Source organism: Streptomyces sp. MB09-01 (genome assembly GCF_033794505.1).
Taxonomy (GTDB): Bacteria; Actinomycetota; Actinomycetes; order Streptomycetales; family Streptomycetaceae; genus Streptomyces.
Window position 1 is genome coordinate 18,444 of record NZ_JARAYQ010000045.1, and the last position, 21,999, is coordinate 40,442.

19 protein-coding genes are annotated in these 21,999 nt (G+C 71.2%); 11 read left to right on the top strand and 8 right to left on the bottom strand.

Going from position 1 to position 21,999, the window contains the following annotated elements; translation table 11 throughout:
• Position 1: 1 nt before the first annotated feature.
• Positions 2–997: an SMP-30/gluconolactonase/LRE family protein gene (locus PV721_RS12675; RefSeq protein ID WP_319723405.1), complete on the bottom strand. Its 996-nt coding sequence runs from the start codon at positions 995–997 to the stop codon at positions 2–4.
• A 223-nt stretch (positions 998–1,220) separates the two neighbouring features.
• On the opposite strand from PV721_RS12675, the gene PV721_RS12680 reads away from it, so the two are divergent.
• From PV721_RS12680 to PV721_RS12690, 3 genes are all read left to right on the top strand, one after another.
• The gene (locus tag PV721_RS12680) at positions 1,221–2,513 is read left to right on the top strand and encodes an alpha/beta hydrolase-fold protein (RefSeq protein ID WP_416371083.1); all 1,293 of its coding nucleotides are present in this window, start codon (positions 1,221–1,223) and stop codon (positions 2,511–2,513) included.
• A gap of 174 nt (positions 2,514–2,687) precedes the next feature.
• Positions 2,688–3,773: an alpha/beta hydrolase gene (locus tag PV721_RS12685; RefSeq protein ID WP_319723407.1), complete on the top strand. Its 1,086-nt coding sequence runs from the start codon at positions 2,688–2,690 to the stop codon at positions 3,771–3,773.
• On the top strand, positions 3,770–4,561 hold the full coding sequence (locus PV721_RS12690) for a trypsin-like serine peptidase (RefSeq protein WP_319723408.1): 792 nt from the start codon (positions 3,770–3,772) through the stop codon (positions 4,559–4,561). The genes PV721_RS12685 and PV721_RS12690 overlap by 4 nt, the downstream gene beginning before the upstream one ends.
• Positions 4,562–4,579: 18 nt before the next feature.
• Here the strand turns inward: PV721_RS12690 and PV721_RS12695 are convergent, their stop codons facing one another.
• The 3 genes from PV721_RS12695 to PV721_RS12705 form a co-directional block, all read right to left on the bottom strand.
• The gene (locus PV721_RS12695; RefSeq protein ID WP_319723409.1) at positions 4,580–5,515 is read right to left on the bottom strand and encodes an EamA family transporter; all 936 of its coding nucleotides are present in this window, start codon (positions 5,513–5,515) and stop codon (positions 4,580–4,582) included.
• A 44-nt stretch (positions 5,516–5,559) separates the two neighbouring features.
• Positions 5,560–6,381 carry an isocitrate lyase/phosphoenolpyruvate mutase family protein gene (locus PV721_RS12700; RefSeq protein WP_319723410.1) on the bottom strand — a complete coding sequence of 274 codons (822 nt, stop codon included), beginning with the start codon at positions 6,379–6,381 and terminating at the stop codon, positions 5,560–5,562.
• A gap of 370 nt (positions 6,382–6,751) precedes the next feature.
• Positions 6,752–7,864, bottom strand: a complete 1,113-nt coding sequence (locus PV721_RS12705) for a threonine synthase (protein ID WP_319723411.1) — start codon at positions 7,862–7,864, stop codon at positions 6,752–6,754.
• 198 nt (positions 7,865–8,062) lie between these two features.
• Here PV721_RS12705 and PV721_RS12710 point away from each other — a divergent pair, with 198 nt between their 5' ends.
• The 8 genes from PV721_RS12710 to PV721_RS12745 all read left to right on the top strand — a co-directional run bounded on the left by PV721_RS12710 (position 8,063) and on the right by PV721_RS12745 (position 18,034).
• Positions 8,063–9,634: a S8 family peptidase gene (locus PV721_RS12710; RefSeq protein WP_319723413.1), complete on the top strand. Its 1,572-nt coding sequence runs from the start codon at positions 8,063–8,065 to the stop codon at positions 9,632–9,634.
• A gap of 194 nt (positions 9,635–9,828) precedes the next feature.
• Positions 9,829–11,004 carry a DUF4190 domain-containing protein gene (locus tag PV721_RS12715; protein ID WP_319723415.1) on the top strand — a complete coding sequence of 392 codons (1,176 nt, stop codon included), beginning with the start codon at positions 9,829–9,831 and terminating at the stop codon, positions 11,002–11,004.
• A 137-nt stretch (positions 11,005–11,141) separates the two neighbouring features.
• On the top strand, positions 11,142–11,894 hold the full coding sequence (locus tag PV721_RS12720) for a GntR family transcriptional regulator (RefSeq protein ID WP_319723417.1): 753 nt from the start codon (positions 11,142–11,144) through the stop codon (positions 11,892–11,894).
• A 194-nt stretch (positions 11,895–12,088) separates the two neighbouring features.
• A complete protein-coding gene (locus PV721_RS12725) occupies positions 12,089–13,774 on the top strand; it encodes a hypothetical protein (protein ID WP_319723419.1) in 1,686 nt (561 codons plus the stop codon).
• Positions 13,775–13,934: 160 nt separating this feature from the next.
• The gene (locus tag PV721_RS12730) at positions 13,935–14,120 is read left to right on the top strand and encodes an SPOR domain-containing protein (RefSeq protein WP_319723421.1); all 186 of its coding nucleotides are present in this window, start codon (positions 13,935–13,937) and stop codon (positions 14,118–14,120) included.
• A gap of 28 nt (positions 14,121–14,148) precedes the next feature.
• Positions 14,149–14,634: a (deoxy)nucleoside triphosphate pyrophosphohydrolase gene (locus PV721_RS12735; protein ID WP_319723423.1), complete on the top strand. Its 486-nt coding sequence runs from the start codon at positions 14,149–14,151 to the stop codon at positions 14,632–14,634.
• A gap of 153 nt (positions 14,635–14,787) precedes the next feature.
• Positions 14,788–15,216, top strand: coding sequence for an ATP-binding protein (locus PV721_RS12740; RefSeq protein ID WP_319723425.1), 429 nt, complete (start codon positions 14,788–14,790; stop codon positions 15,214–15,216).
• A 235-nt stretch (positions 15,217–15,451) separates the two neighbouring features.
• Positions 15,452–18,034 (top strand): SpoIIE family protein phosphatase, encoded by a 2,583-nt coding sequence (locus PV721_RS12745; RefSeq protein WP_319723439.1) that lies wholly within the window; start codon positions 15,452–15,454, stop codon positions 18,032–18,034.
• 51 nt (positions 18,035–18,085) lie between these two features.
• Here PV721_RS12745 and PV721_RS12750 read toward each other — a convergent pair whose 3' ends face one another.
• From PV721_RS12750 to PV721_RS12765, 4 genes are all read right to left on the bottom strand, one after another.
• A complete protein-coding gene (locus PV721_RS12750; RefSeq protein ID WP_319723426.1) occupies positions 18,086–18,550 on the bottom strand; it encodes a hypothetical protein in 465 nt (154 codons plus the stop codon).
• 77 nt (positions 18,551–18,627) lie between these two features.
• Complete coding sequence (locus PV721_RS12755; RefSeq protein ID WP_319723428.1) at positions 18,628–20,511, bottom strand: alpha/beta hydrolase; 1,884 nt, start codon at positions 20,509–20,511, stop codon at positions 18,628–18,630.
• An 8-nt stretch (positions 20,512–20,519) separates the two neighbouring features.
• The gene (locus PV721_RS12760; protein WP_319723430.1) at positions 20,520–20,975 is read right to left on the bottom strand and encodes a hypothetical protein; all 456 of its coding nucleotides are present in this window, start codon (positions 20,973–20,975) and stop codon (positions 20,520–20,522) included.
• A 159-nt stretch (positions 20,976–21,134) separates the two neighbouring features.
• Positions 21,135–21,854, bottom strand: a complete 720-nt coding sequence (locus PV721_RS12765; RefSeq protein ID WP_319723432.1) for a PspA/IM30 family protein — start codon at positions 21,852–21,854, stop codon at positions 21,135–21,137.
• Between the last annotated feature and the right edge of the window lie 145 nt (positions 21,855–21,999).

Below are 21,999 nucleotides of genomic sequence, written 5' to 3' on the forward strand. Positions count from 1 at the left end.
CTCAGAGGCCGCGGACCGAGGCGACCGTGAACGTGGTCGGGGTGCCCGAGCCGGGGGACATCGGACCGCCCTTGTCGAACTGGGAACGGACCACCAGCGTGCGGCCCGGGGTGTGGGCGAGGGTGGTGGGGATCTGCAGCGACGGGTCCGTGATCGTACGGGTCAGGCGGGCGCGGGTGCCGTTCGCCGAGAGCTGCCAGCGGGTCAGCGTGTTGGTGGAGTTGTGCGCCACGCGCAGCGTGCCGTCGGGGGAGAGGTCGAGACCGTCGGCGGCCTTCAGGTCGCCGCCGGTGAGGGCGACCCGTCGGACGGCGCCCGTGCGCAGGTCGATGCGGAAGAGCTCGCCCTCCGTCATGTCGACGGTGAGGAGGTAGCGGCCGGTCCGGTCGGAGGCGATGCCGTTGAGGCTGAACCCGCCCGCCGGCCGGGGGCGCAGGACCGGGGTGAGGTCGTAGGCCTCGGTCAGGACGCCGCTGCCGGCGGCGAGCTGGTCCGGGGTCACGCGGTAGACCGTGCCGCGGACGCTGTCGGTCAGGTACGCGGTGCCGTCCGGGGTGACGGCCAGGTCGTTGACGAAGCGGGCGCGGCTGCCCGCGGCCACCTCGAAGTGGGCGATCCGCGTGCCGCTGGCGGTGTCGTAGACCGCCACGCCCGCGGTGGAGTCCGTCACCCACAGGCGGCCGCGGGCGTCGACCCGCAGGCCGTTCGCCGTGTGCCGGCCGTCGGTTCCGGCGGGCAGGAACACCTCCGCCTCGGGCCGGCCGGGGCGGGCCCGGTAGACGGTGCCGTCCGCGTACGAGCCGACGTAGACCGTGCGGGTGCGGGGGTCCGTGGCGATGCCCTCGGGGTAGACCTTCGCGCCGGGCAGGGCGAAGGCCGTGGATATCCGGCCGTCGGCCCCCTGCGCTGGTGCCGCGCCCACGGTGAGGGCCGCGGCCAGGGCCGTGGTGAGCGCCAGGGCCGTGGTGGGCAGGAACTTTTTCTGCGGTGCACGCATGAACAGGTGTCCTCTTCTCGACGTGTGAGGACGAAGGTAAATTAGAGTTCTAATGTTCACAAGGGCGCTTACTTGGCGACCGGTACTGACAGCGCGGTTCCGGCGAGATCCCCGTCCTTTTTTGCTCGGATTTGGAACTGTGCGGGGGTTCCGCGCATCAGCACTAGGGGATGCCCAGCCGTTCTGCCCTCGGGGGCAGTCAAGACCGTTCGGAGCGAAGTCCGTGCACCAGTACCCGCAGCGCCCGCGGCCTGATGACCAGCCGTCGTACGAGGAGTACCCGCCCCGGGGGCAGGGCCAGGGCCACTACCAGCAGCGGCAGCACCAGGAGCACCAGCAGCACGCGCAGCCGCAGCAGCAGGGGTACCAGGGCTACCCGGAGCACCAAGGGCAGCAGCCGCACGCGCAGCACCAGCAGTACGGCGATCAGCACCCCGCCGACCGGCCCCCGCAGCCCGGGCGGTCCCGGGGCCGAATATGGATCAGCGCGGTGGTCGCCCTCGCGCTCCTGCTCGGCGGCGTCGGTTTCGCCGCGTGGAAGCTCGACTGGTTCTCGGGCAACGGCGAGGCGGTGAGCTTCGGCAAGAACCCGCCCCCGGCCGCGGAGAAGAGCGAGGCCGGATCCCCGGCCGCCCCGGCCAAGCCCTCCGGGGACCCGGACGTGCTCATGCCGACCGGACCGAAGTCCGACTTCAAGCAGACGACCAAGCTCGACGACGGCACGATCATCGCCAAGACCCGCCTCACGGGTGCGAAGTCCGGCTTCGAGGGCGACGTATGGGTGTGGGCGCCCAAGCAGTACGACGACCCGAAGTACGCCAAGAGCGGCTTCCCGGTGCTCATCGCGCTCCCCGGCGGCAACGGCTTCCCGGCCAACTACTGGTCCGACCGCAGCCTCGGCCTCCAGAAGGCCATCAGCGACGGCGTCCAGGCCGGCACCAGCCTGCCGTTCATCGTGATCATGCCGGTGCTCAACCCGGACGCCAAGTACTACTACGACGGCTCCGACATCCCCGGCCAGGCCAAGATGGGCACCTGGATGGCCGAGGACGTCCCGGCCTTCGCCAAGGCCAACTTCCGTACGTACAAGTCCCGTGACGGCTGGGCCTTCATGGGCTCCTCCTCCGGTGCCTTCGTCGGCATGAAAACGGTCCTGCAGCACCCGGACAAGTTCAAGGCCGTGATCGCCAGCGGCGGCGAGATCGTTCCCGATTCCCCGCTGTGGAAGGGTCACCAGGCGGAGATGGACGCGAACAACCCCGAGAAGCTCGCGAAGAAGCTGATCGACACCAACGGTCCCGAGGTCTACATCAACTTCCAGATCGGCACGAAGGAGAGCGGGAAGGAGCGGATGACGAAGTTCCAGCAGCAGTACGGCAAGGGCCCCGTCAAGATCACCATCCGCGACATCCAGAACGGCGAGCACAACGGCTGGCACTACGTCCGGGGCATGAAGGAAGGCTCCCTGGAGTGGGTCAGCAAGGTGCTGAAGGGCCCGAAACCCGAAGCCGGCTGACCCCGCGCGGAGCACCACGTGGCCGCCGTTCGGCCGCCACGTGGTGCTCACCACGTCCCGCCCGTCCCAGGCAACCCATCCGGTCGTTCATACCTCTGTAAAGGGTGTAAGGGGGACCGATCGGTCCGACCCGCGCTCCGAGGTGAGCGCCGGAGAAGGAACGGGACAAAGACCGTGCAGCATGACCAGCAAGGCGACGGCAGCCCCATGACCAAGGGCAGCAGCCGTCGCCCCCACCGCCTGCGCCTGATTCTGATCAGCGGCGGACTCGCCCTCACCCTCGCCGGGGGCGGAGCGGCCGCCTACAAGTACGGCCTCTTCTCCGACATAGGGGATCCGGTCTCCTTCGGGAAGGTCCAGGAGAAGGCCGCCGTCGCAGCCGACGTTCCGCCCGAGGTGCTCATGCCCACCGGGCCGGCGGCCCACTTCGTCCGCACCAATCGGCTGCCGGACGGCACGCAGATCGGCCGGACCACCCTCACCGGCAAGAAGTCCGGCTTCACGGGCGACGTGTGGGTGTGGGTGCCCAAGGAGTACGACGAGCCGAAGTACGCCAAGAGCGGCTTCCCGGTCCTGATCTCCCTGCCCGGCGGCCGCGGCTACCCCACGAACTACTGGGGGACCGGCCCCGGCCTCGGCCTGCAGAAGGCCGTGAGCGACGGCGCCAAGGCCGGCACCAGCCTGCCCTTCATCCTCGTCATGCCGGTGCACAACGCCGACACCAAGCACCACTTCGACGCCTCGGACATTCCCGGAGAGCCCAAGATGGGCACCTGGATGGTCGAAGACGTCCCGGATTTCGCGAAGGCCAATTTCCGGACCTTCACCTCTCGCGACGGGTGGGCCTTCATGGGCTCCTCCGCCGGCGGCTTCGGCGCCTTCAAGCACGTCCTGAAGTACCCCGACCGGTTCAAGGCCGCCATCGCGAGCGGGGTCGACATCGTCCCCGATTCCCCGCTCTGGAAGGGGAACACGCAGGCCATGGACGAGAACAACCCCGAAAAGCTCGCCGAGAAGCTGATCAAGGCGGGCGGCCCGGACGTCTACATCAACTTCCAGATCGGCACCGCGGAGAGCGGCCGCGACAAGGCCGAGAAGTTCATGAGCGACTACGGGAGGGGCCCCGTGCACACCTCGCTGCAGGTGATCCAGGATGGTGAGCACAACGGAAAGTCGTACGTGCGGGGTATGAGGGAGGGCTCCCTGGAGTGGATCAGCAAGGTGATGAAGGGACCGACACCCGACCCCGCCGTGCGATGAGCACGGTGGTGAAGGGGGCCTCCGCGGCCGCCGCCGCGGGGATCGCGGCGGTGTGCGCCGTCGCGGGGATCGCGGCGCCCGGCGACCGCCCCGTGCTCCCCTTCCCCACCGTCGGCGTCCTCATGGCGGGCGGCGAGCACTGGTGCACGGCGAGCGTCGTCGACAGCCCGAAGGGCAACGTCGTCGCCACCGCCGCGCACTGCGTGGCCCCCGCCGGCGAGGACGGCCGGCCGGGCGAGGTGGCCCACGACGGCCTCGCCATCGGCGAGCTCTCCTTCGCCCCCGCCTTCTCCGGCGAGGGCGCCGGCACCCAGCCGCTGGGGGTGTGGAAGGTCCGCTCGATCCACGTGGACGACCGCTGGACCAAGTGGGGCGAGGACACCGCCGACTTCGCCTTCCTCACCATCGCGCCGGACGAGGACGGGCGCAGCGTCCAGGACGCCGTCGGCGGCCGCGCCGAGGCCCCGAAGCCCGAGTGGACCTCCGGGTACGACCGGGACGTGACCGTCGTCGGCTATCCGGAGTCCGAGCACAACCCGCAGAACAAACCCGTCTCCTGCACGACGCAGACCCGCCACGACGACGAGGACCCCGACATGCTCTACATGAGCTGCGCCGGGTTCTGGACCGGGACGAGCGGCAGCCCCTGGATCGCCGACCGGGGCGGGGCCGACCGCGCCGGACGGCTGATCGGGGTGCTGAGCGGCGGGGACACGGACGTGGACTCCACGGCCGCGCTGTTCGACGAGCACGCGAAGGCCCTCTACGAGAAGGCCGCACGGGGCTGAGCCCGCGCCCCGCGCCCGCTACTGCTTGCGCTCCGTGCTGACGATCACGCCCACCGCCGCCACGACGATCGCACCGCCGACCACGATCGGCCAGGTCAGGGCCTCGTCGAGGATCAGCGCGCCGAGCGCGACGGCCACGACCGGATTGACGTACGCGTACGTGGCCACCAGCGACAGCGGCGCGGCCTGGAGCAGCCACACGTACGCGGTGAAACCGACGAGCGAGCCGAAGAGCACCAGGTAGCCCAGGGCCAGCCAGGAGGCGGTGGAGAAGGCCGCCGGGTCCAGGCCGCGGTGCTCGCCGCGCAGCAGGCCGACGACCACCCCGCCCACTCCGCCGGCGAGCATCTGGTACGCGCTGCCCGTGAACGGATTGCCCGGCAGCGACAGCTTCGACGCCGAGAACGAGCCCAGCGACCACAGGACCGACGCCACCACGACCAGCAGCACCCCCGACAGCCGAACCGTCCCGCTGAGGCCCGGACTGGTCAGCACCGCGAGCCCGGCCAGGCCGACGAGCACCCCGCCCAGGGTGCGCAGCGGAGGCCGGTCACCGGTGCTCGCCCGCAGCACCACCAGCCACATCGGCACCGCCGCGACCAGCAGTGCGGCCAGGCCGGACGGCACGGAGGTCTCGGCGAGCACCACCAGGCCGTTCCCGCCGAGGATCAGCAACAGGCCCACCAGCACCGCCGAGCCGAGCTGCGCACGGGTGGCCTTGAGCGCGGCCGGACCGTACCGCCAGGCGACGGCGGCGGCCAGCAGCAGACCGGCGGTGATGAAGCGGGCTCCGGCGGAGAGGAAGGGCGGCATGGTCTCGACGACGATCCGGATGCCGAGGTAGGTCGAGCCCCAGACGACGTAGACGAGGGCGAGGGCGATCCAGACGGCGCCGGTGATCCTGCCGCGGGACGTGGCCGCCGCCTTGTCGTCCACCGGAGTTGATGTGCGCATGCGCGGATCCTATGGTCGTTGCCCCATGCAGGCTTCTGGATATCTCAGCCCTTGAGCAGGGCGTTCAGATCGCCGTAGGGGAGGGAGTGGGCGAGGGCCCCGTACGTGCCGTCGGAGAGCAGCTCCTCGGCGGCGCGCCGGACCACGGCGTACGCGGCTTCGGCGACCCAGGAGCCGAGGCTGACGCGGGACACGCCGAGGGCGCCGAGTTCGGCGACGGTCGGGGCGTCGGGGCCGAGGAGGATGTTGAGGGGGGCGTCGATGCCCTTGGCGAGCTCGGCGACGGTGGCCGGGTCGAGCACGCCGGGCACGAAGACGCCGGTGGCCCCGGCGCGGAGGTAGGCGGCGGCGCGGGCCAGGGTCTCGTCGAGGCGGGTCGCCGGGTCGCCGAGGCCCCTGAGGTACGTGTCGATGCGGGCGTTGATGTAGAGCGGCACCCCGGCGGCGTCGGCCGCGGCCCGGGCGGCGGCCAGGCGCTCGGCCATCTCGGCCGGGGCGCGGTGGGGGCCGTCCTCGATGTTGATGCCGACCGCTCCGGCGGCGAGCACCCCGGCGACGGTCTCGCCCACGGCGGCGGGGTCGGCGCCGAAGCCGCCCTCGATGTCGGCGGTGACGGGGACGGAGACGGCGGAGGCCACGCGGGCGACGAGGTCGAGGGCCCGGTCACGGGCGAGCGCGTCGCCGTCGGGCGAGCCGAGGGACCAGGCGACGCCGGCGCTGGTCGTGGCGACGGCGGAGGCGCCGGCGGCCTCGACGATGCGGGCGCCGGCGACGTCCCAGGCGTTCGCGAGGGCGAGGGGGGCTGCGGGGGTGTGCAGGTCCGCGAACGCGGTGGCCTTGGCGGCGAGGTCAAGATTCGTGGTCATGGGCCCACTTCACCAGACGGGGCCGCCCCGGGCTCGCGGTTTTCCGACATCAAGGCCGCCCCCGCCACCGGGGCTCCGCCCGCCGCCCCCGTACGGCGCTCCGCGCCCGCGCCTCAAATGCCGGCGGGGCTCAAAGAACGGGGCTCCGCCCCGGACCCCGCGCCTCAAACGCAGGCGGGGCTGGAGTGTGCCGGCGGGGCTGCACTGACCCGTGCAAGGCGGACCTTGCCCGCCGCCCGAACGGACGGCTGCGGCCCACATCCAGCCCAGCCGGTGTTGAGGCGGGTCAGGGCGGAGCCCGGGGAGGTGGTCCGTAGGGGCTTGCGGTGCTGGGCTCGCGCCAGTTCGGGCGCAGCCCGAAGAGTGGGGGCTATGGGGCCAGGCCCGTTTTGGCGCCTGCGCCGCAGAGGGGGATCACCGCGGTGCGGCCCTGCAGGGGGTCGGAGGGCGCGCCCGGCCCCACCGCCGCCCAACAGGCCGCCGCCGTCGGTTCGACGAACAGCCCACGCCGGGCCAGGTCCCGCTGGGCCTCGCGCAGCCGGGCGTCCGGGACCGTCACGAAGGTGCCGCCGGACTTGCGGACCGCGGCCAGGATCTGCCGGGCGCGCGGCGGCGCGGGGATCGCGATCCCCTCGGCCAGGGTCGGCAGCTGCGGAACCGGCTCCGCGTCCTCGGCGCCGGCCGCGAAGGCCGTGGCCAGCGGCGCCACCGCCTCCGACTGCACCGCGATCAGCGCCGGCGGCCGCACCCCGCGCCGGGCCAGCTCCTCCACGGCCAGCGCGGCCCCCAGCAGCAGGGTCCCGTTGCCCACCGGCACGACCAGCACCTCCGGGAGCCGCCCGCCCAGTTCCTCCCACACCTCGTACACGTACGTCTTGGTCCCGTGCAGGAAGTACGGGTTGAAGACGTGGCTCGCGTAGAAGACCCCGGGCGAGTCCGCCTCCGTACGGGCGGCCCGCGCCGCGGCCTCGCGCCCGCCCGGCACCACCCGCACGAGCGCCCCGTGCGCCCGCATCTGTTCGGTCTTCTTCTCCGACGTGCCCTCGGGCACATAGATTTCACAATCGAGCCCGGCCCGGGCGCAGTACGCCGCGATCGAGGTCCCCGCGTTGCCGCTGCTGTCCGCCACGACCCGTTCCGGAGCCAGCCGCCGGGCCAGCTCCACGAGCATCACCGCGCCCCGGTCCTTGAACGACAGCGTCGGCATCAGGAAGTCGAGCTTGGCGTGAACCCGCTCCGCCAGCGGGACCAGCGGAGTGTGGCCCTCCGCCAGTGACAGGGAGAACGCCCCCGGCAGCGGCAGCGCCGACCCGTACCGCCACAGCGAATTCGGCCCGGCGGCGGGCTCCAGCGGCGCGGCCGGATCCGGCGTGAAATCGAGGTCCCAGGGTCCGCCGCAGACCGGGCACCCCCAAGGAGCAGTCCGGACGTCCGCGCGTGTACCGTCCTCTGAGCAGACGTAACCGGGGGTTGCGTGCGTCATGTGCGGATCGCCTTTTCTCGATCATGGCCGCTGTATGGCACGGATGTTACGCGTCCGTTGTCCTCTTGTGGGTCGCGCCGGGGGTGGGCCAACCTTTCGAAGGCGACAGCCCGTTGGGCCATCTGCTTTGTCATGGCCACGCTTGCGCGGCGCCGCTTCACCCCCCGCAATGCACCACCTATGAGGAGGACCCGTCACATGCCCGTGATGCGTCACAGGAGCCGGAAAATCGCCGGCATCAGCGCGACCGCGGTCGTGGCCCTCGCGCTCGGCTCGGCCGCCGCGCTGCCCGCCTCCGCCGCCGACATCGGCGTACGGGGCGTGATCCAGAACGCCGGAGCCCCCGGCTCGGTCCCCGGCAGCTACATCGTGACCCTGAACGACACCGCCGCCCGCTCGACCGCCCCGAGCGGCAAGGCCGTCGCCAAGCGTTACGGCGCGAAGATCGACCGGACGTACAGCGCGGCCCTCAACGGCTACTCCGTCGAGGTCTCCGAGGCGCAGGCCAAGAAGCTCGCCGCGGACCCCGCGGTCAAGTCGGTCGTGCAGAACCGCACCTTCACCGTCAGCGCCACCCAGCCCACCCCGCCGTCCTGGGGCCTGGACCGCGTCGACCAGCGCGCGCTCCCGCTCAACCAGAGCTACACCTACCCGGACCAGGCGGGGCAGGGCGTCACCGCGTACGTCATCGACACCGGTGTCCGCATCACGCACCAGGACTTCGGCGGCCGTGCCTCCTACGGCTACGACGCCATCGACAACGACAACACCGCCCAGGACGGCAACGGCCACGGCACGCACGTCGCCGGCACCGTCGCGGGCGGCGCGTACGGCGTGGCCAAGAAGGCCAAGATCGTCGGCGTGCGCGTGCTCGACAACAGCGGCTCCGGTACGACGGCCCAGGTCGTCGCGGGCATCGACTGGGTGACCCAGAACGCCGTCAAGCCGGCCGTGGCCAACATGTCGCTCGGCGGCGGCGCGGACTCCGCGCTCGACGCGGCCGTCCGCAACTCCATAGCCTCCGGCATCACCTACGCCGTGGCCGCGGGCAACGAGTCGAGCAACGCCTCCACCAAGTCCCCGGCGCGCGTCACCGAGGCCATCACGGTCGGTGCCACCACCAGCTCCGACGCCAGGGCGAGCTACTCCAACTACGGCAGCGTCCTCGACATCTTCGCGCCGGGATCCTCCATCACCTCCGCGTGGGGTACGGGCGACACCGCCGCCAACACGATCAACGGCACGTCGATGGCCACCCCGCACGTCGCGGGCGCGGCCGCCGTCTACCTCTCGCAGAACCCGGCCAGCACCCCGGCCCAGGTGGCCACGGCCCTGCTCAACTCGGCCACCCCGGACGTGGTGACCGGACCCGGCACCGGTTCCCCGAACCGCCTGCTCCACGTCGGCGTCCAGGGGCCCGTCCCCCCGGGCAAGCGCTTCGAGAACACCGCGGACTACGCGATCAACGACAACGCGACCGTCGAGTCCCCGATCACCGTCAGCGGTGTCACCGGCAACGCCCCGGCGACGCTGAAGGTCCCGATCGACATCAAGCACACCTACATCGGTGACCTCCGGGTGGACCTGGTGGCGCCCGACGGCACCGTCTACGTCCTGCACAACCGTGCCAACGGCGGTGCCGACAACATCGTCAGGACCTTCACCGTGAACGCCTCGGCGGAGACGGCGAACGGTGTCTGGAAGCTCCGCGTGAACGACAACGCGAGCGCCGACACCGGGAAGATCGACTCCTGGGTGCTCCAGTTCTGAGCAGCCGGGACGGCGGGCTCGCGACCGAGCCGTGAACAACAGCGGGGGCGACCGACTTGTCGGTCGCCCCCGCTGCGTACTATTTCGCGCATTCGTTCGCGCATGCGTTCGCAGCCGCCGCGGATGACGCCCGTGCCGCCCCGCGATGCGCCTGCGATGTCCCTGCGACGCCCGATGCGATGGAGTCCGACCCCGTGAGCACCCCGCCGAGTCCTCCTCCCGGACCGGGCCACTCCTGGCCCCCGCCGTCCCCGCAGCCGGGCTGGGGGCCGCCGCCCGGATACGGGCAGCAACAGCCGCCGCCGCTCAACGGTTTCGCGCTCGCCTCCTTCCTGTCGGGGCTGCTGTGCTTCGCGCCGCTCGGCATCGCCTTCGGCATCGCGGCCCTCGTGCAGATCTCGAAGAACCGCGAGCGCGGGAAGGTCCTGGCGATCGCCGGCCTGGTGCTGTCCGTGGTGATGACCGGAGGGCTGTTCTTCGCCGCCGACCGGGTCGCCTCGGCGGTCGGCGACCGCTTCGACGGGCTGAGCGAGTACACCGAGGTCGAAGGCGTGCTCACGGACGTCGACGAACTGCGGGCGGGCGACTGCTTCAACGTCGAGGACGGTGAACTGCTCGACGAGCGGCCCCTGATGTACAAGATCGACTGCGGGGAGAAGCACCACGGCGAGGTCACCGCGGCGAAGCGGCTCGACGGGGTGGTGGACAGCCCCGACTCGGACGTGGCCCGCCGCGCGTCCGAAGACGCGTGCTGGCAGGCCCAGGACGAGTACGCGATGGACACGTGGGCACTGCCCGACCACGCGGAGATGTTCTACTACGCGCCCTCCCGCCAGTCCTGGGGCCAGGGGGACCGCCTGCTGCTCTGCGTGATCGGTACGACCTCGGTGGAGATGCGGGGCAGCCTGCGTCAGGACACCGGCATGCTCAAGCCCGAGCAGGTGGCGTTCCTGCGGGCCGCCAATGCCGTCGAGTTCGTCATGAGCCGGCCGCCCGAGGAGGAGGTCGACGAGGCGCTGGGGAAGCACCAGGCGTGGGCGCGCCGGGTGCACGCGGCGCTGGGCGAGGAGGCGAAGGTGCTCCAGGGGGACGCGGGGCGGCCGGGGCTGGAGAAGAAGGTCGCGGCGCAGCTCAAGGGGATCGAGGCGGCCCGCGCGGAGTGGCTGCGCGCCTCGCAGGCGAAGACGCCGCGGGAGTTCGACAAGCAGTGGGACCGGGCCGTGGCAGCGATGTCCATGGAGACGGAGCAGGCGCTGCGCGGCGCGTACGGACTTTCGATGGCGATCCCGGAGTGGCTGGAGGACGGCCAGGAGGACCCGGAGGACGCGGACGGCGGGCCCGGCCGGGGGCCCTCGAGGGAGGCGGCGTGACGTCGACGGGGTAACGCACGGTAACGGGTTTGAGTGACCTGGCTTCATCACTTCGGGTGAAACTCTGGCCCTTGCTTGCGGTCTACAACCGTCGGTTGCCAGGGTGTAGCTGTCTGTCAAGCTGATGGGAGTGGCCAGTGACTTTCGGTGAGCAGCCGGCCTATCTGCGCGTGGCCGGGGATCTTCGACGGAAGATCGTCGACGGTTCTCTGCCCCCGCACGCCCGGCTCCCCTCCCAAGCCCGCATCCGCGAGGAGTACGGAGTCTCCGACACCGTGGCCCTGGAGGCGCGCAAGGTCCTCATGGCGGAGGGGTTGGTCGAGGGCCGGTCCGGGTCCGGCACGTACGTACGGGAGCAGCCGGTCCCGCGGCGTGTGGCCCGCTCCGGCTACCGCACGGGCGGCGCGTCGACGCCGTTCCGGCAGGAGCAGGCGGACGCGGGGGCGCGCGGCACGTGGGAGTCGAGCAGCGAGCAGGCGGCCGCGCCCGCCGAGATCGCGAAGCGGCTCGGCATCGAGCCGGGCGAGCGGGTGATGCGGACGCGGTACGTCTTCCGCGACGCGGGGGAGGCGATGATGCTGTCGACCTCCTGGGAACCGCTCGCCGTGACCGGCCGGACCCCGGTGATGCTGCCGGAGGAGGGGCCGCTGGGCGGCTCCGGCGTGGTGGACCGGATGGCCGCGATCGACGTCGTCGTGGACAACGTGGTGGAGGAGGTCGGCGCGCGGCCCGGCCTGGCGGAGGAGCTCGTGCAGCTGGGCGGGGTGCCGGGGCACGTGGTGCTCGTGATCGGCCGCACGTACTTCGCGTCGGGGCGCGCGGTGGAAACGGCCGACGTGGTGGTCCCGGCCGACCGCTACCGCCTGTCGTACCACCTCCCGGTGCGGTAGCCGCCCGTCGGGTGTGCGGGTGCGTCGCCGATGCCGGGGCTCGGGGGCCGGCCCCCGACGACGGTCCGCACCGGAAAGCGAACAGCGGGGCACGGGGGGCGTAACCCCGTCGTGACGAGGGGGTCGGGGGTGTAACCGCCGGGCAACGGCCAAGGGTGACGGGGCGTCACATGCGGGCCCTACCGTCCGGCGGTATGACCGATACCGCCACCACCTCCGGCACGGCGGCGCAGCCGGCCCGTACCTACGCGAAGCTCGCCGCCGACGAGAGCCGCGAGGACTACTCGCTCAGATACGCGCCCCACTCCTTCCGCCGCTGGGGCCCCGGCACCGTCGCCGGCACCGCCCTCGGCGGCATCGCCTACCTCGCCGACTTCGCCATCGGCGCCTCCATCGTCTTCACCTACGGATTCACCAGCGGCGCCGCCGCGATCCTGGCCGCCGCCGTGGTCATCTTCCTGACCGGCATCCCGATCGCGCGCGCCTGCGCCACGTACGGCCTGGACATGGACCTGGTGACGCGGGGCGCGGGCTTCGGGTACTTCGGCTCCACCCTGACCTCCCTCATCTACGCCTCCTTCACCTTCATCTTCTTCGCGCTCGAAGGCTCGATCATGGCCCAGGCCATGCACCAGGCCTTCGGTCTGCCGGTCGAGGCCGGCTACCTCGTCACCACCCTCATCGTGATCCCCATCGTCTTCCGCGGCATGGGCGCCCTGGCCAAGGTGCAGGCCTGGACCCAGCCGGTCTGGCTGATCGGGCTGGTGCTGCCCTTCGTGGTGCTCGCCTTCCACGCCCCCGAGGCATGGGGCGCCTTCGCCGGCTTCGGCGGGACCGAGGGCGCCGGGTCCGGGTTCTCGTGGATCGGCTTCGGGTTCGGGACCGGCATCGCGCTCTCGCTGATCGCGCAGATCGGGGAACAGGCCGACTACCTGCGGTTCATGCCCGCCAAGACCCCGGCCAACAGCCGCAGGTGGAACCTCGCCGTCCTCGCCGCCGGCCCCGGCTGGGTGGTCATCGGCGCGGCCAAGCAGCTCGGCGGTGCCTTCCTCGCCTTCGTCGCCCTGGAGGCGGTGGGCCGGACGCACGCCCTGGAGCCGATCGCCCCGCAGGTCGAGGCCCTGCGCCCGTGGCTCGGCGGCTTCGCGCTGCCCGCCGCCGCGCTCTTCGTGATCGTCTCCCAGATCAAGATCAACGTCACCAACGCGTACAGCGGATCGCTGTCCTGGTCGAACTTCTTCTCCCGCGTCACCCACCGCCACCCCGGCCGGGTCTGGTACATCTTCCTCAACCTCGGCATCGCGCTGGCGCTGATGGAGCTGAACATGTTCGCGATGCTCGGCAAGCTGCTGGGCTTCTACTCCAACGTCGGCATCGCCTGGATCGCCGCGGTCGCCGCCGACCTCGTGATCAACAAGCGGCTCGGACTCAGCCCGCCCTACATCGAGTTCAAGCGCGCCTACCTCCACGCCGTCAACCCGGCGGGTTTCGGCTCGATGGTGATCGCCTCGACCGTCTCGATCCTCGCCTTCTTCGGGCTGTTCGGCACCTACGCGGAGGCCTTCTCCACCTTCATCGCCGCCGGACTCGCCCTCCTGCTGTGCCCGTTGATCGCCTGGATGACCAGGGGGAAGTACTACCTGGCCCGGCCCAACACGGTGACCGGTCCGGGCGTCGCCGTCGAGGACGTCACCGCCACCCACGTGTGCTCGGTCTGCGAGTCCGCGTACGAACTCCCCGACATCGCCGACTGCCCTGTCCGATCGGGGCCGATCTGTTCCCTGTGCTGCTCGCTCGACGCGACCTGCGGGGACGTCTGCCGCAATGAGGCGCAGGGCGGTGCGGTGATCCTGCCGATGCCGTCCGTGCGCCCCGTCTGAACCGGCGCGCACGGCCCACTCGTACGCATGGCCGGATGCGTACGCCTGCGAGGTACCTCTTCGTGAAAAACCGTATCCGCTGCGTGAAGGTCGGGCGTAAGCTCGGGCATATGCGCAATGCGGTTTCCCGGGCAGGTACGTCGGCGGAGGGTGAAACGCGATGAACGACAGCGGTGCCCTGCTCCCGTGGCTGGTCATACGTCAGGACGACAACGGCAACCGCTACCGGGTGGGCCGGTACTCCACCCGGGCCGAGGCCCAGAAGGTCGTCGACAGCCTCGACGACCGAGGACACAAGCAGCTCTACTGGGTCGAGCGGATCGGTCAGACCGCCACGATGAACTGAGCATCCAGTGTTGACATAGGCTCCGCCCATGACTGTACGAGTGGTCGTGGGCGGAGCCCTTTGTCATGAGGGGCGCCTGCTGGCCGCCCGCCGCAGTGCACCGCCGGAGCTCGCCGGACGCTGGGAGCTGCCGGGCGGGAAGGCCGAACCGGGTGAGTCCGTCCCCGACGCGCTGGTGCGCGAACTGCGCGAGGAGCTCGGCGTGGAGACCGAGCCGCTGGAGCGGATCCCGGGGGAGTGGCCGCTGAAGCCCGGTCTCGTCCTGCACGTGTGGACCGCCCGGCTGCTGTCCGGGGTGCCCGCTCCGCTGGAGGACCACGACGAGCTGCGCTGGCTCGGGCCGGAGGAGCTGGAGTCGGTGGACTGGCTCGACCAGGACCGGCCCGCGGTCGCCGAGGCCGGCCGACGGCTGCGGCGCGGGGAGGGCGTTCCGGGCGGCGTCCCTTGCGGAAGCCCGCACGTCGGCCCGGACGTCGGCCCGGACGGAGGTCCGGAAGGCGGCGGGGGCGCGTGACGCTCGCGCGGTAGGCCGTCTGTGCCACAGTGCGCCGGTGGGGGGGGATCGAGTGGTACGACGCCTCGAATATCGGGTATGTCGCTATTAATCCCTATCTCGTCCCTCTCTCGTCCCGGACGAACCGGACTGGGGTCGCTGCTGGCCCGGGAAGTGATCGGCGTGATCGACACAGACGGTGAATGCGCCGAGTGGGCCTTTCCCGCCGAGCCCGGTGCCGTCCGCACCGCACGCCACGCCGTGCGCGGCGCCCTGCGCGCCTGGGGCCTGGAGGCCGTCGGCGATGTGACCGTCCTGCTGGTCAGCGAGCTCGTCACCAACTCCCTGCGGTACGCCTCCGGACCCATCGGCGTCCGTCTGGAACGGCGCGATCCAGCCGCCGACAGCCCCGCGAGCGGTCCCGCGCTGCTGGTGGAGGTTTCGGATCCGCTTCCGGATCCGCCCCGCGAACGGGTCGCCGGGGCGGACGACGAAGGAGGCCGTGGCCTGCACCTCGTCGCCGTCGCCTCGCAGCGCTGGGGAACCCGCCACGGGAAGTCGGGCAAGACAGTGTGGTTCGAATTGGCTCTTCCTGGTGAGTAACAAGGTGAACGGTGGCGGGGGATCCCCCGGCGGAACCTCCCGGTGACGAGGGGAGGAGGAGTCCGGGGGAGATCACGCGAGATGGCTCGAAATCATCGAGACCGTGCTGTGATCGTGAACGCCGTGCCGTCCGGGGCCGTGGTGCTGAATACTGCGGTCATGGCCGGTCCGGTTGCGGTGAGCTGGAGGGGACGGTCGCGTGAGCGAAACACCTGCGCAGGCACATCAGGCCAATGTGCCTCGGGAGACATGGCACGACGCCCTGTGGCACAGCAGTCCGCCTGGCTCGATATATGACTACATAAAGGTCGCATCCTTCTCGATCGGACCCGACGGGTACATCGACCAGTGGAGTCTGCGCGCCGAGGAACTGTTCGGCCTGACGGCCGCCCAGGCGGTCGGCCGCGACCCGGTCGACGCCTTCATGCCGCCCGAGCTGCGCCCCGACGCACACCGCAAGGTCGCAGAGATCCTCGACGGCAAGGAGTGGACCGGTCTGATCCCCTTCCGGATCCCGGGCGGGGACGGCGCACACGGGGTGGCCGAGATCTATGTGATGCCCACACAGACCGAGACCGCCGAGCGGGCCGCGCTGTGCGTCGTCGTCGACGTCCGCGCGCTGCGGCGCATCGAGTCCGACCTGGCGGCCTCACAGGCCATATTCGGTCAATCTCCCTTCGGCTTCCTGCTCTTCGGCACGGACCTCACCGTGCAGCGGGCCAACCGCCGCTTCGCCACCGTCTTCGGAGGCAGCGCCGAGGAGCACCGCGGGCGCACCGTGCACGACTACCTGCCGGCGCACGAGGCCGACCGGATGGCCGAGGCCCTGCGCCGGGTGCTGGACACCGGGGACTCGGTCACCGACCTGCGGATCACCGGCGCCGCCCCCGGCAGCCGGGAGAACCGCCACTGGTCCATCAACCTCTACCGCGTGCACGGCGGCACCGGCCGCCCCATCGGCGTCGCCGGCATCGGCACCGACGTCACCCGACGCCACCTCGCCGCCCGCGAGGCCGCCGGGGTCCGGCGCAATCTCGCCCTGCTCAACGAAGCCGGGCACCGCATCGGGAACTCCCTGGACCTGGAGACCACCGCCCGGGAACTCCTCGACGTCACCGTCCCGGGCTTCTGCGACCTGGCCGCCGTCGACCTCTACCAGGGGCTGCTGCTCGGCGACGACGACCGGCCCGCACGGCCGCAGGGGCCGGGCGTGCCCAGCCTGCCCGGCCAGGGCCCGGCCCGGACCCCGTCCGCCGCGCTGCGCCGGGTGGCCTTCGCCTCGGCCGTCTCGGACGCGCCGCTGTCCGGTCCGGGCGCGCTGGTCTCCGTGGGCGACGTCCACCGCTACCCGGCGGCGTCGCCGGGCGCGCTCGCCCTGCGCACGGCGCGGCCGCGGCTGATCGAGGGCGGCGGACCGGAGGACCTCGTGCAGTCCACGCTGGTCGTGCCGATGGTCGCCCACGACACCGTGGTCGGGCTCGCGCAGTTCTCCCGTACGAAGGGCAGCGAGCCCTTCGGGGAACGCGACCGGGCGGTGGCCGTGGAACTCGCCGCCCGGGCCGCCGTGTGCATCGACAACGCGCGGCTGTACCGGCGCGAGCACGAGCGGGCGTTGATACTGCAGCGCAGCCTGCTGCCCCCCGGCGACCCGGAGGCCGCGGGCCTGGACATCGCCTGCCGGTACCTGCCGGGGAACGCGGCCACCGAGGTCGGCGGCGACTGGTTCGACGTGATCGAGCTGCCCGGGCACCGCACGGCGCTGGTCGTCGGCGACGTCATGGGCCGGGGACTGCGGGCCGCCGTCGCGATGGGCGAACTGCGCACCGCCGTAAGGACCCTCGCACTGCTGGACCTCGAACCGGCGGAGGTGCTGACCGCGCTGGACGAGATCGCCCGGGGCCTCGGCGCGCCCGGCGGCTCCCAGCAGGCCTCGCGGGCGGCCCTGCACTCGCGGGACGCCGACCGCTCCGAGGTCTACCTCGCCACCTGCGTCTACGCCGTCTACGACCCGGTGACGCGGCGCTGCACGATCGCCAACGCGGGCCACATGCCGCCCGTGCTGGTGGAGCCGCCGGACGAGCGCGGGAAGCCGAGGCCCGCACTGCTCCTGGAGGTGCCGCCCGGGATGCCGCTGGGCGTGGGCGGGGAGCCGTTCGAGGAGGTCGAGGTCGAACTCCCCGAGGGCGCCCTGCTGGCCCTCTACACCGACGGGCTCGTGGAGTCCCGGGACCATCCGCTGGAGGAGGGCCTGCGCGGCCTGCGGGCGGCCCTCGCAGACCCGGTCCGCCCGCTGGAAGACGTCTGCGACCACGTGCTGAACACGCTGGACACCCGGCACGGCGAGGACGACATCGCCCTGCTCATGGCACGTGTGCAGGGGCTGCCGGTGGACGCGGTGGGGGACTGGCAGCTGCCGCGCGAGGCCCGGTCCGTGGGACGGGCGCGGGAGCTGGCCCGCGCCAAGCTGCCGGCGTGGGGCCTGGAGGGCCTGCTGGACACCACCGAACTGCTGGTCAGCGAACTCGTCACCAACGCGCTGCGCTACGGGGAGGGCGAGATCCGGCTGCGGCTGCTGCTGGACCGGACCCTGGTCTGCGAGGTGTGGGACGCCAACCTGGTGCAGCCGCGCCGGCGGCGGGCCCGCGACACCGACGAGGGCGGCCGGGGCCTCCAGCTCGTGGGCCTGCTGTCCGCCGGGTGGGGCACCCGCCGGACCCACCGCGGCAAGACGGTCTGGTTCGAGCTCCCGCTGCCGGGCGCGGCGGCGGAGGCGGTTGCCGAACTGTCGGCGGAGCAGCTGCTGAGCATGTACGGCTGAGTGGGGCGGCGGGCTCCTGCCCCCGGACCCGCCAGGTCCGGGGGCCTGAGCTCATTTCGGGTCGGTGTCCTTGAAGCACCGGGAGTACACGGCGAAGGAGATCAGCGGCTCGCTTCCGCTGGCGCCTTTGAGCCACGTGGCCTCAAGCTGGGTGTGCGTCGTCTCGTGTGCGGCGAAGACCTCGATCCGCTTGCTCTCGGTATTGGTGTTCGGGCCGTTCTTCACGACCTTCCAGCCGTTCTCCGGCAGCTGCGCGCCCAGACTCTGTATGCCCTTGTCGAGGGTGTCGTTGTCCACGCCGTAAACGGACCAGACATGCCGTACATAGCGGAGACCCTTTTTCTTCTCCTCGCTCGTGCCGCAGGGATAGGTCACCGGTCCCATGTCCGTCACCTTCCCCTTGACCTGGGTCAGGTCAAGGGCCCTGCTCGACAGAGCGCCGACCTCCGCCTCCACCTCCTGGTGACTGCGGGTCTGGGGGGTGTACTTGCGCTGTGTGGAGGTCTCGTCGTCCATGAAAGAGCATCCTGCTGTGAGGGTCAGGGCGCTCAGGAGCGCCAGTGCGGTGACGTTACGCCTGTTCCTTCGATCCACTAGCGGGCCTTCCTCTCCAGGTCGACTTCCTCGTACTGCCCGGCTATGACGAGTGCCTGGTTCAGCAGGCTTTGAGACGGCTCGCCGCCCTCCTCGTCCCAGAAGTTTCCGTGGCCCGGGGAATCGCTCTGCATCTTGTTGGCACCGAATTCCTCGTCGGTGGGAATGACGCGGTTGTCACCGAGCCCCGTGTTTCGACCACCCCAAGTGACGAAGTTGTCGTCGCCCCCGCCTTCCATGGCCCACGTGTGCTTCGGCTTGAACCCCAGGTCCGCCGCATGGTCCGCCTGCATGCCGGGGCTGCCGACCGCGATCACATCGTCGACCGGCAGGGGGTTGGACCACCAGGTGTCGGCGTAAGGACTGCGGTACTTCGCCGTGTCGCCGATCAGCGTGGTTCCGTAACTGTGGCCGATGAGCGTCGTGTGCGAGCTGTCGCCACTGGCCGACTGATGGGCCGCCTCGCTGCCGTCGAGGAACCGCCGCAGGGTCGGTGCCCCCTGCTCGGCCCACTTGTCGTGGGGGGCCTCGGTGAGGATGGTGTTCGGGGCGTCGTAGTCGAACCAGGTGATGGTCGACACCGACTGTCCGGGCGTCCGCAGTGAGGTCTCGCGCCACAGGGCGTCGCTCTTCGCGGCCTCGTCCGAGATGCTCCCGAGCGTCGTCTTCGTACCCGGCACGAAGATGGCGGTGTGGTCCGCCGTGTCCGGATTCCCGTTGGCCAGGATCACGCGTCCGTCGTTGTTCGCCTCGGCGTCGAATCCGAGCAGGTACGCCTCGGGCAGTCCCCGCTCGCCGGTGGCGTCGAAGCGCTTCTGGATGGTCTCCATGCCGAACAGGCGGTCTTTCAGGTGGTCCCTCCGGTCCCCGTGCTTGTCGTTCCAGGCCTTCCACTCGTCGGTCTCTTCGCGCATCCAGGCGCGTCCGCGCTGGACGTGGTGGTACTTAGGCTCCGGTTCCTTGGGGATTGCGTTCAGCTCCACCTGGTACGCGCCGTGCTTCTCCGCGAGGACCGTTCGGTTGGCGCTGTCGCGGATGTCCGCAGGAAGCCCGTCCAGTGCTCCGACACTCGCCGGCTGGAGGGTGATGTAGGCCTCCCGCTCCTCCTCCGACAGCCCCTTCCACCACTCGGCGTTCAACCGGGGGTCGCTGCCCTGCGGCGGCGGGGGCTTGATGTGGCTGAGGTAGTCCTTCGCGCCGCTGTTGACATCGGCGGTGTCGCTCTGGACGTCGGCCCAGTCGGACTCGGAGACCTTGAGGTCGTCGTCCGCCTTGAGCTTGCGCAGGCGGGGGGCCCACTGGGTGTCGGCCTCGGTGGCCTCGGCGACCGCCTGGGCGATCCGGTTGGCTATCTCCACCGCCTTCCCGAAGTTCGGGTTGGGGTGGATGTTCGCGGCCTGGCGTTCCAGGGCGGCGGAGAGGTCGTTGGCGTCCTTGGTGGGGTCGATGACGTTCCCGGACGGCTTGCCCTTGGCGCTGCCGCTGACCGTGCCGCCCTCGGGCAGCTTGCCGTCCTTCTCCGTCCCGCCCGGCGGGAAACTCACCGAACCGTCGGCGCCGACCGAGAACTTCTGGGCCTCGGCGTCACTCACCGCCGCGTCCAGCTTCCGCTTCGCCTCGGTGAAGGAGGCGGCGAGCGCGTTGAGGGAGGTCGCGGCGAGTCCGCATTCGACCTGTGTGTAGTGGAAGTTCTGCGCGAGGCCCCGCAACTGCACCAGGGCCTCGTCCACGGCCTTCCCGCTGAGGCCGGCGCGCAGCCGGGCGGTGATCTGGCCTTCGGCGCTGCCGTAGGCGTGGTCGGCCATGGCGCTGACCGACTGGTAGCCGTCGGCGGCCTCTGTGAACTCCGACGGCTTGAGCGCCTTCAAAGTTGCGTAGTCCATGCCCGCCCTCACCGGCCCCCGTCGTTGCCGCCGGTGGCGGGCGTGTCCTTGTACGTATCGGTCATGCGGGCGAAGTCACCGCGCAGGGTCTCGTCGTTGGAGACCTGGCCCTTGCCCGCCGAGATCATCGGGCCCTGCAGCGTCGTGCACTTGCCCACCAGACCGTCGAGGTACGTCTTCCACGACTGGTACAGCTCGCCCTGCGCGGCGGCGCTCTCCACGCCGGTGACGGCGGCGCCCTTCTGGCTGGTCTCGAACCCGGTGAGGGCCTTCCTGATCGCCGTCACCAGCTCGCCGACGTCCTGGCTGCCCTTCTTCCAGACCGCCATGTCGGACTTGAGGTCCTCACCGCCGGACCCGCCGCCACCGCCGTCGGGCGCGGCGCTCGCCAGCCGCATCTGCGCGTCGGATGCGGATCCTTGTTTGAGCCCCGCCCACTCAGCGTCGAAGGACGTCATGCTCACCCGGACCCCCGTAACACTCTGCTATTGCAATGATCGGGTGATCCTAATACCTCGACAGTAGTGCTCGTCCCGAGCTGTGTTGCCGCGGCGTGCCGCCCCGACCCCCACAATGGACCGTAGCGTTCCGTAACATCACGTCCGCTTTCCCCGCGGTGGCGGTCAGGCGGCGCGCCCCTGTTTGAGCGCGGCGAGCCTGGCCTCGATCTCCGAGGACTTCCCGAGGTCCTCCAGGTACTCGAACTGGGCGTCCAGCGAGGAGGCCGCCAGCTCCTGCCTGCCCATCGCCATGGCCTCCTCCCGCCGGACCTTCTCCTCGAACCGGTTCAGGTCGCTCGTCGGGTCCATGACGTCGATGTTCTTCACCGCGTCCATCATCGTGTTCTGCGCCTGAGCGGTCCTGGCCCGGGCCACCAGCTCGTCCCGCTTGGACTGCAGCTCGGCCACCTTGCTCTTCATCGAGTCCAGACCCGACTTGAGCTTGTCGACGACCTCCGTCTGGGCGGCGATCGTCGGCTCCGCCGTCCGCGCCTCCTTCTCCGACTGCATCTGCCGGCCCAGCGCCACCTTCGCGAGGTTGTCGAACCTGTCGGCGTCCGCAGTCGCCCCCGCCGCCCGCAGCTCGTCCCCCTTCCGGCTCGCCGCGAGGGCCTTGACGCCCCACTCGGAGGCCGCCTCCACGTCCTCCTTGTGGTCCGCCTCCAGCAACCGGAGGTTGCCGATCGTCGTCGCGACGGCCTGCTCCGCCTCCGAGATGTTGTTCGTGTAGTCGCGGATCAGCTGGTCCAGCATCTGCTGCGGGTCCTCCGCCTGGTCCAGCAGCGCGTTGATGTTGGCCTTGGCGAGCTGGGTGACGCGGCCGAGGATGGTCTGCTTGCTCATGACTCGTCTCTCCTGGTGGGGGATGGTCCGTCCGTCGCACGTTCAGAAGCGGCCGCCGCCACCCATGCGGCCGCGCGTTCCGCCGCCGCCGAAGGAGCCGGGGCCGCTGCCGCCTCCGCCCCCACCGCCGAAACCGCCGCCGAAC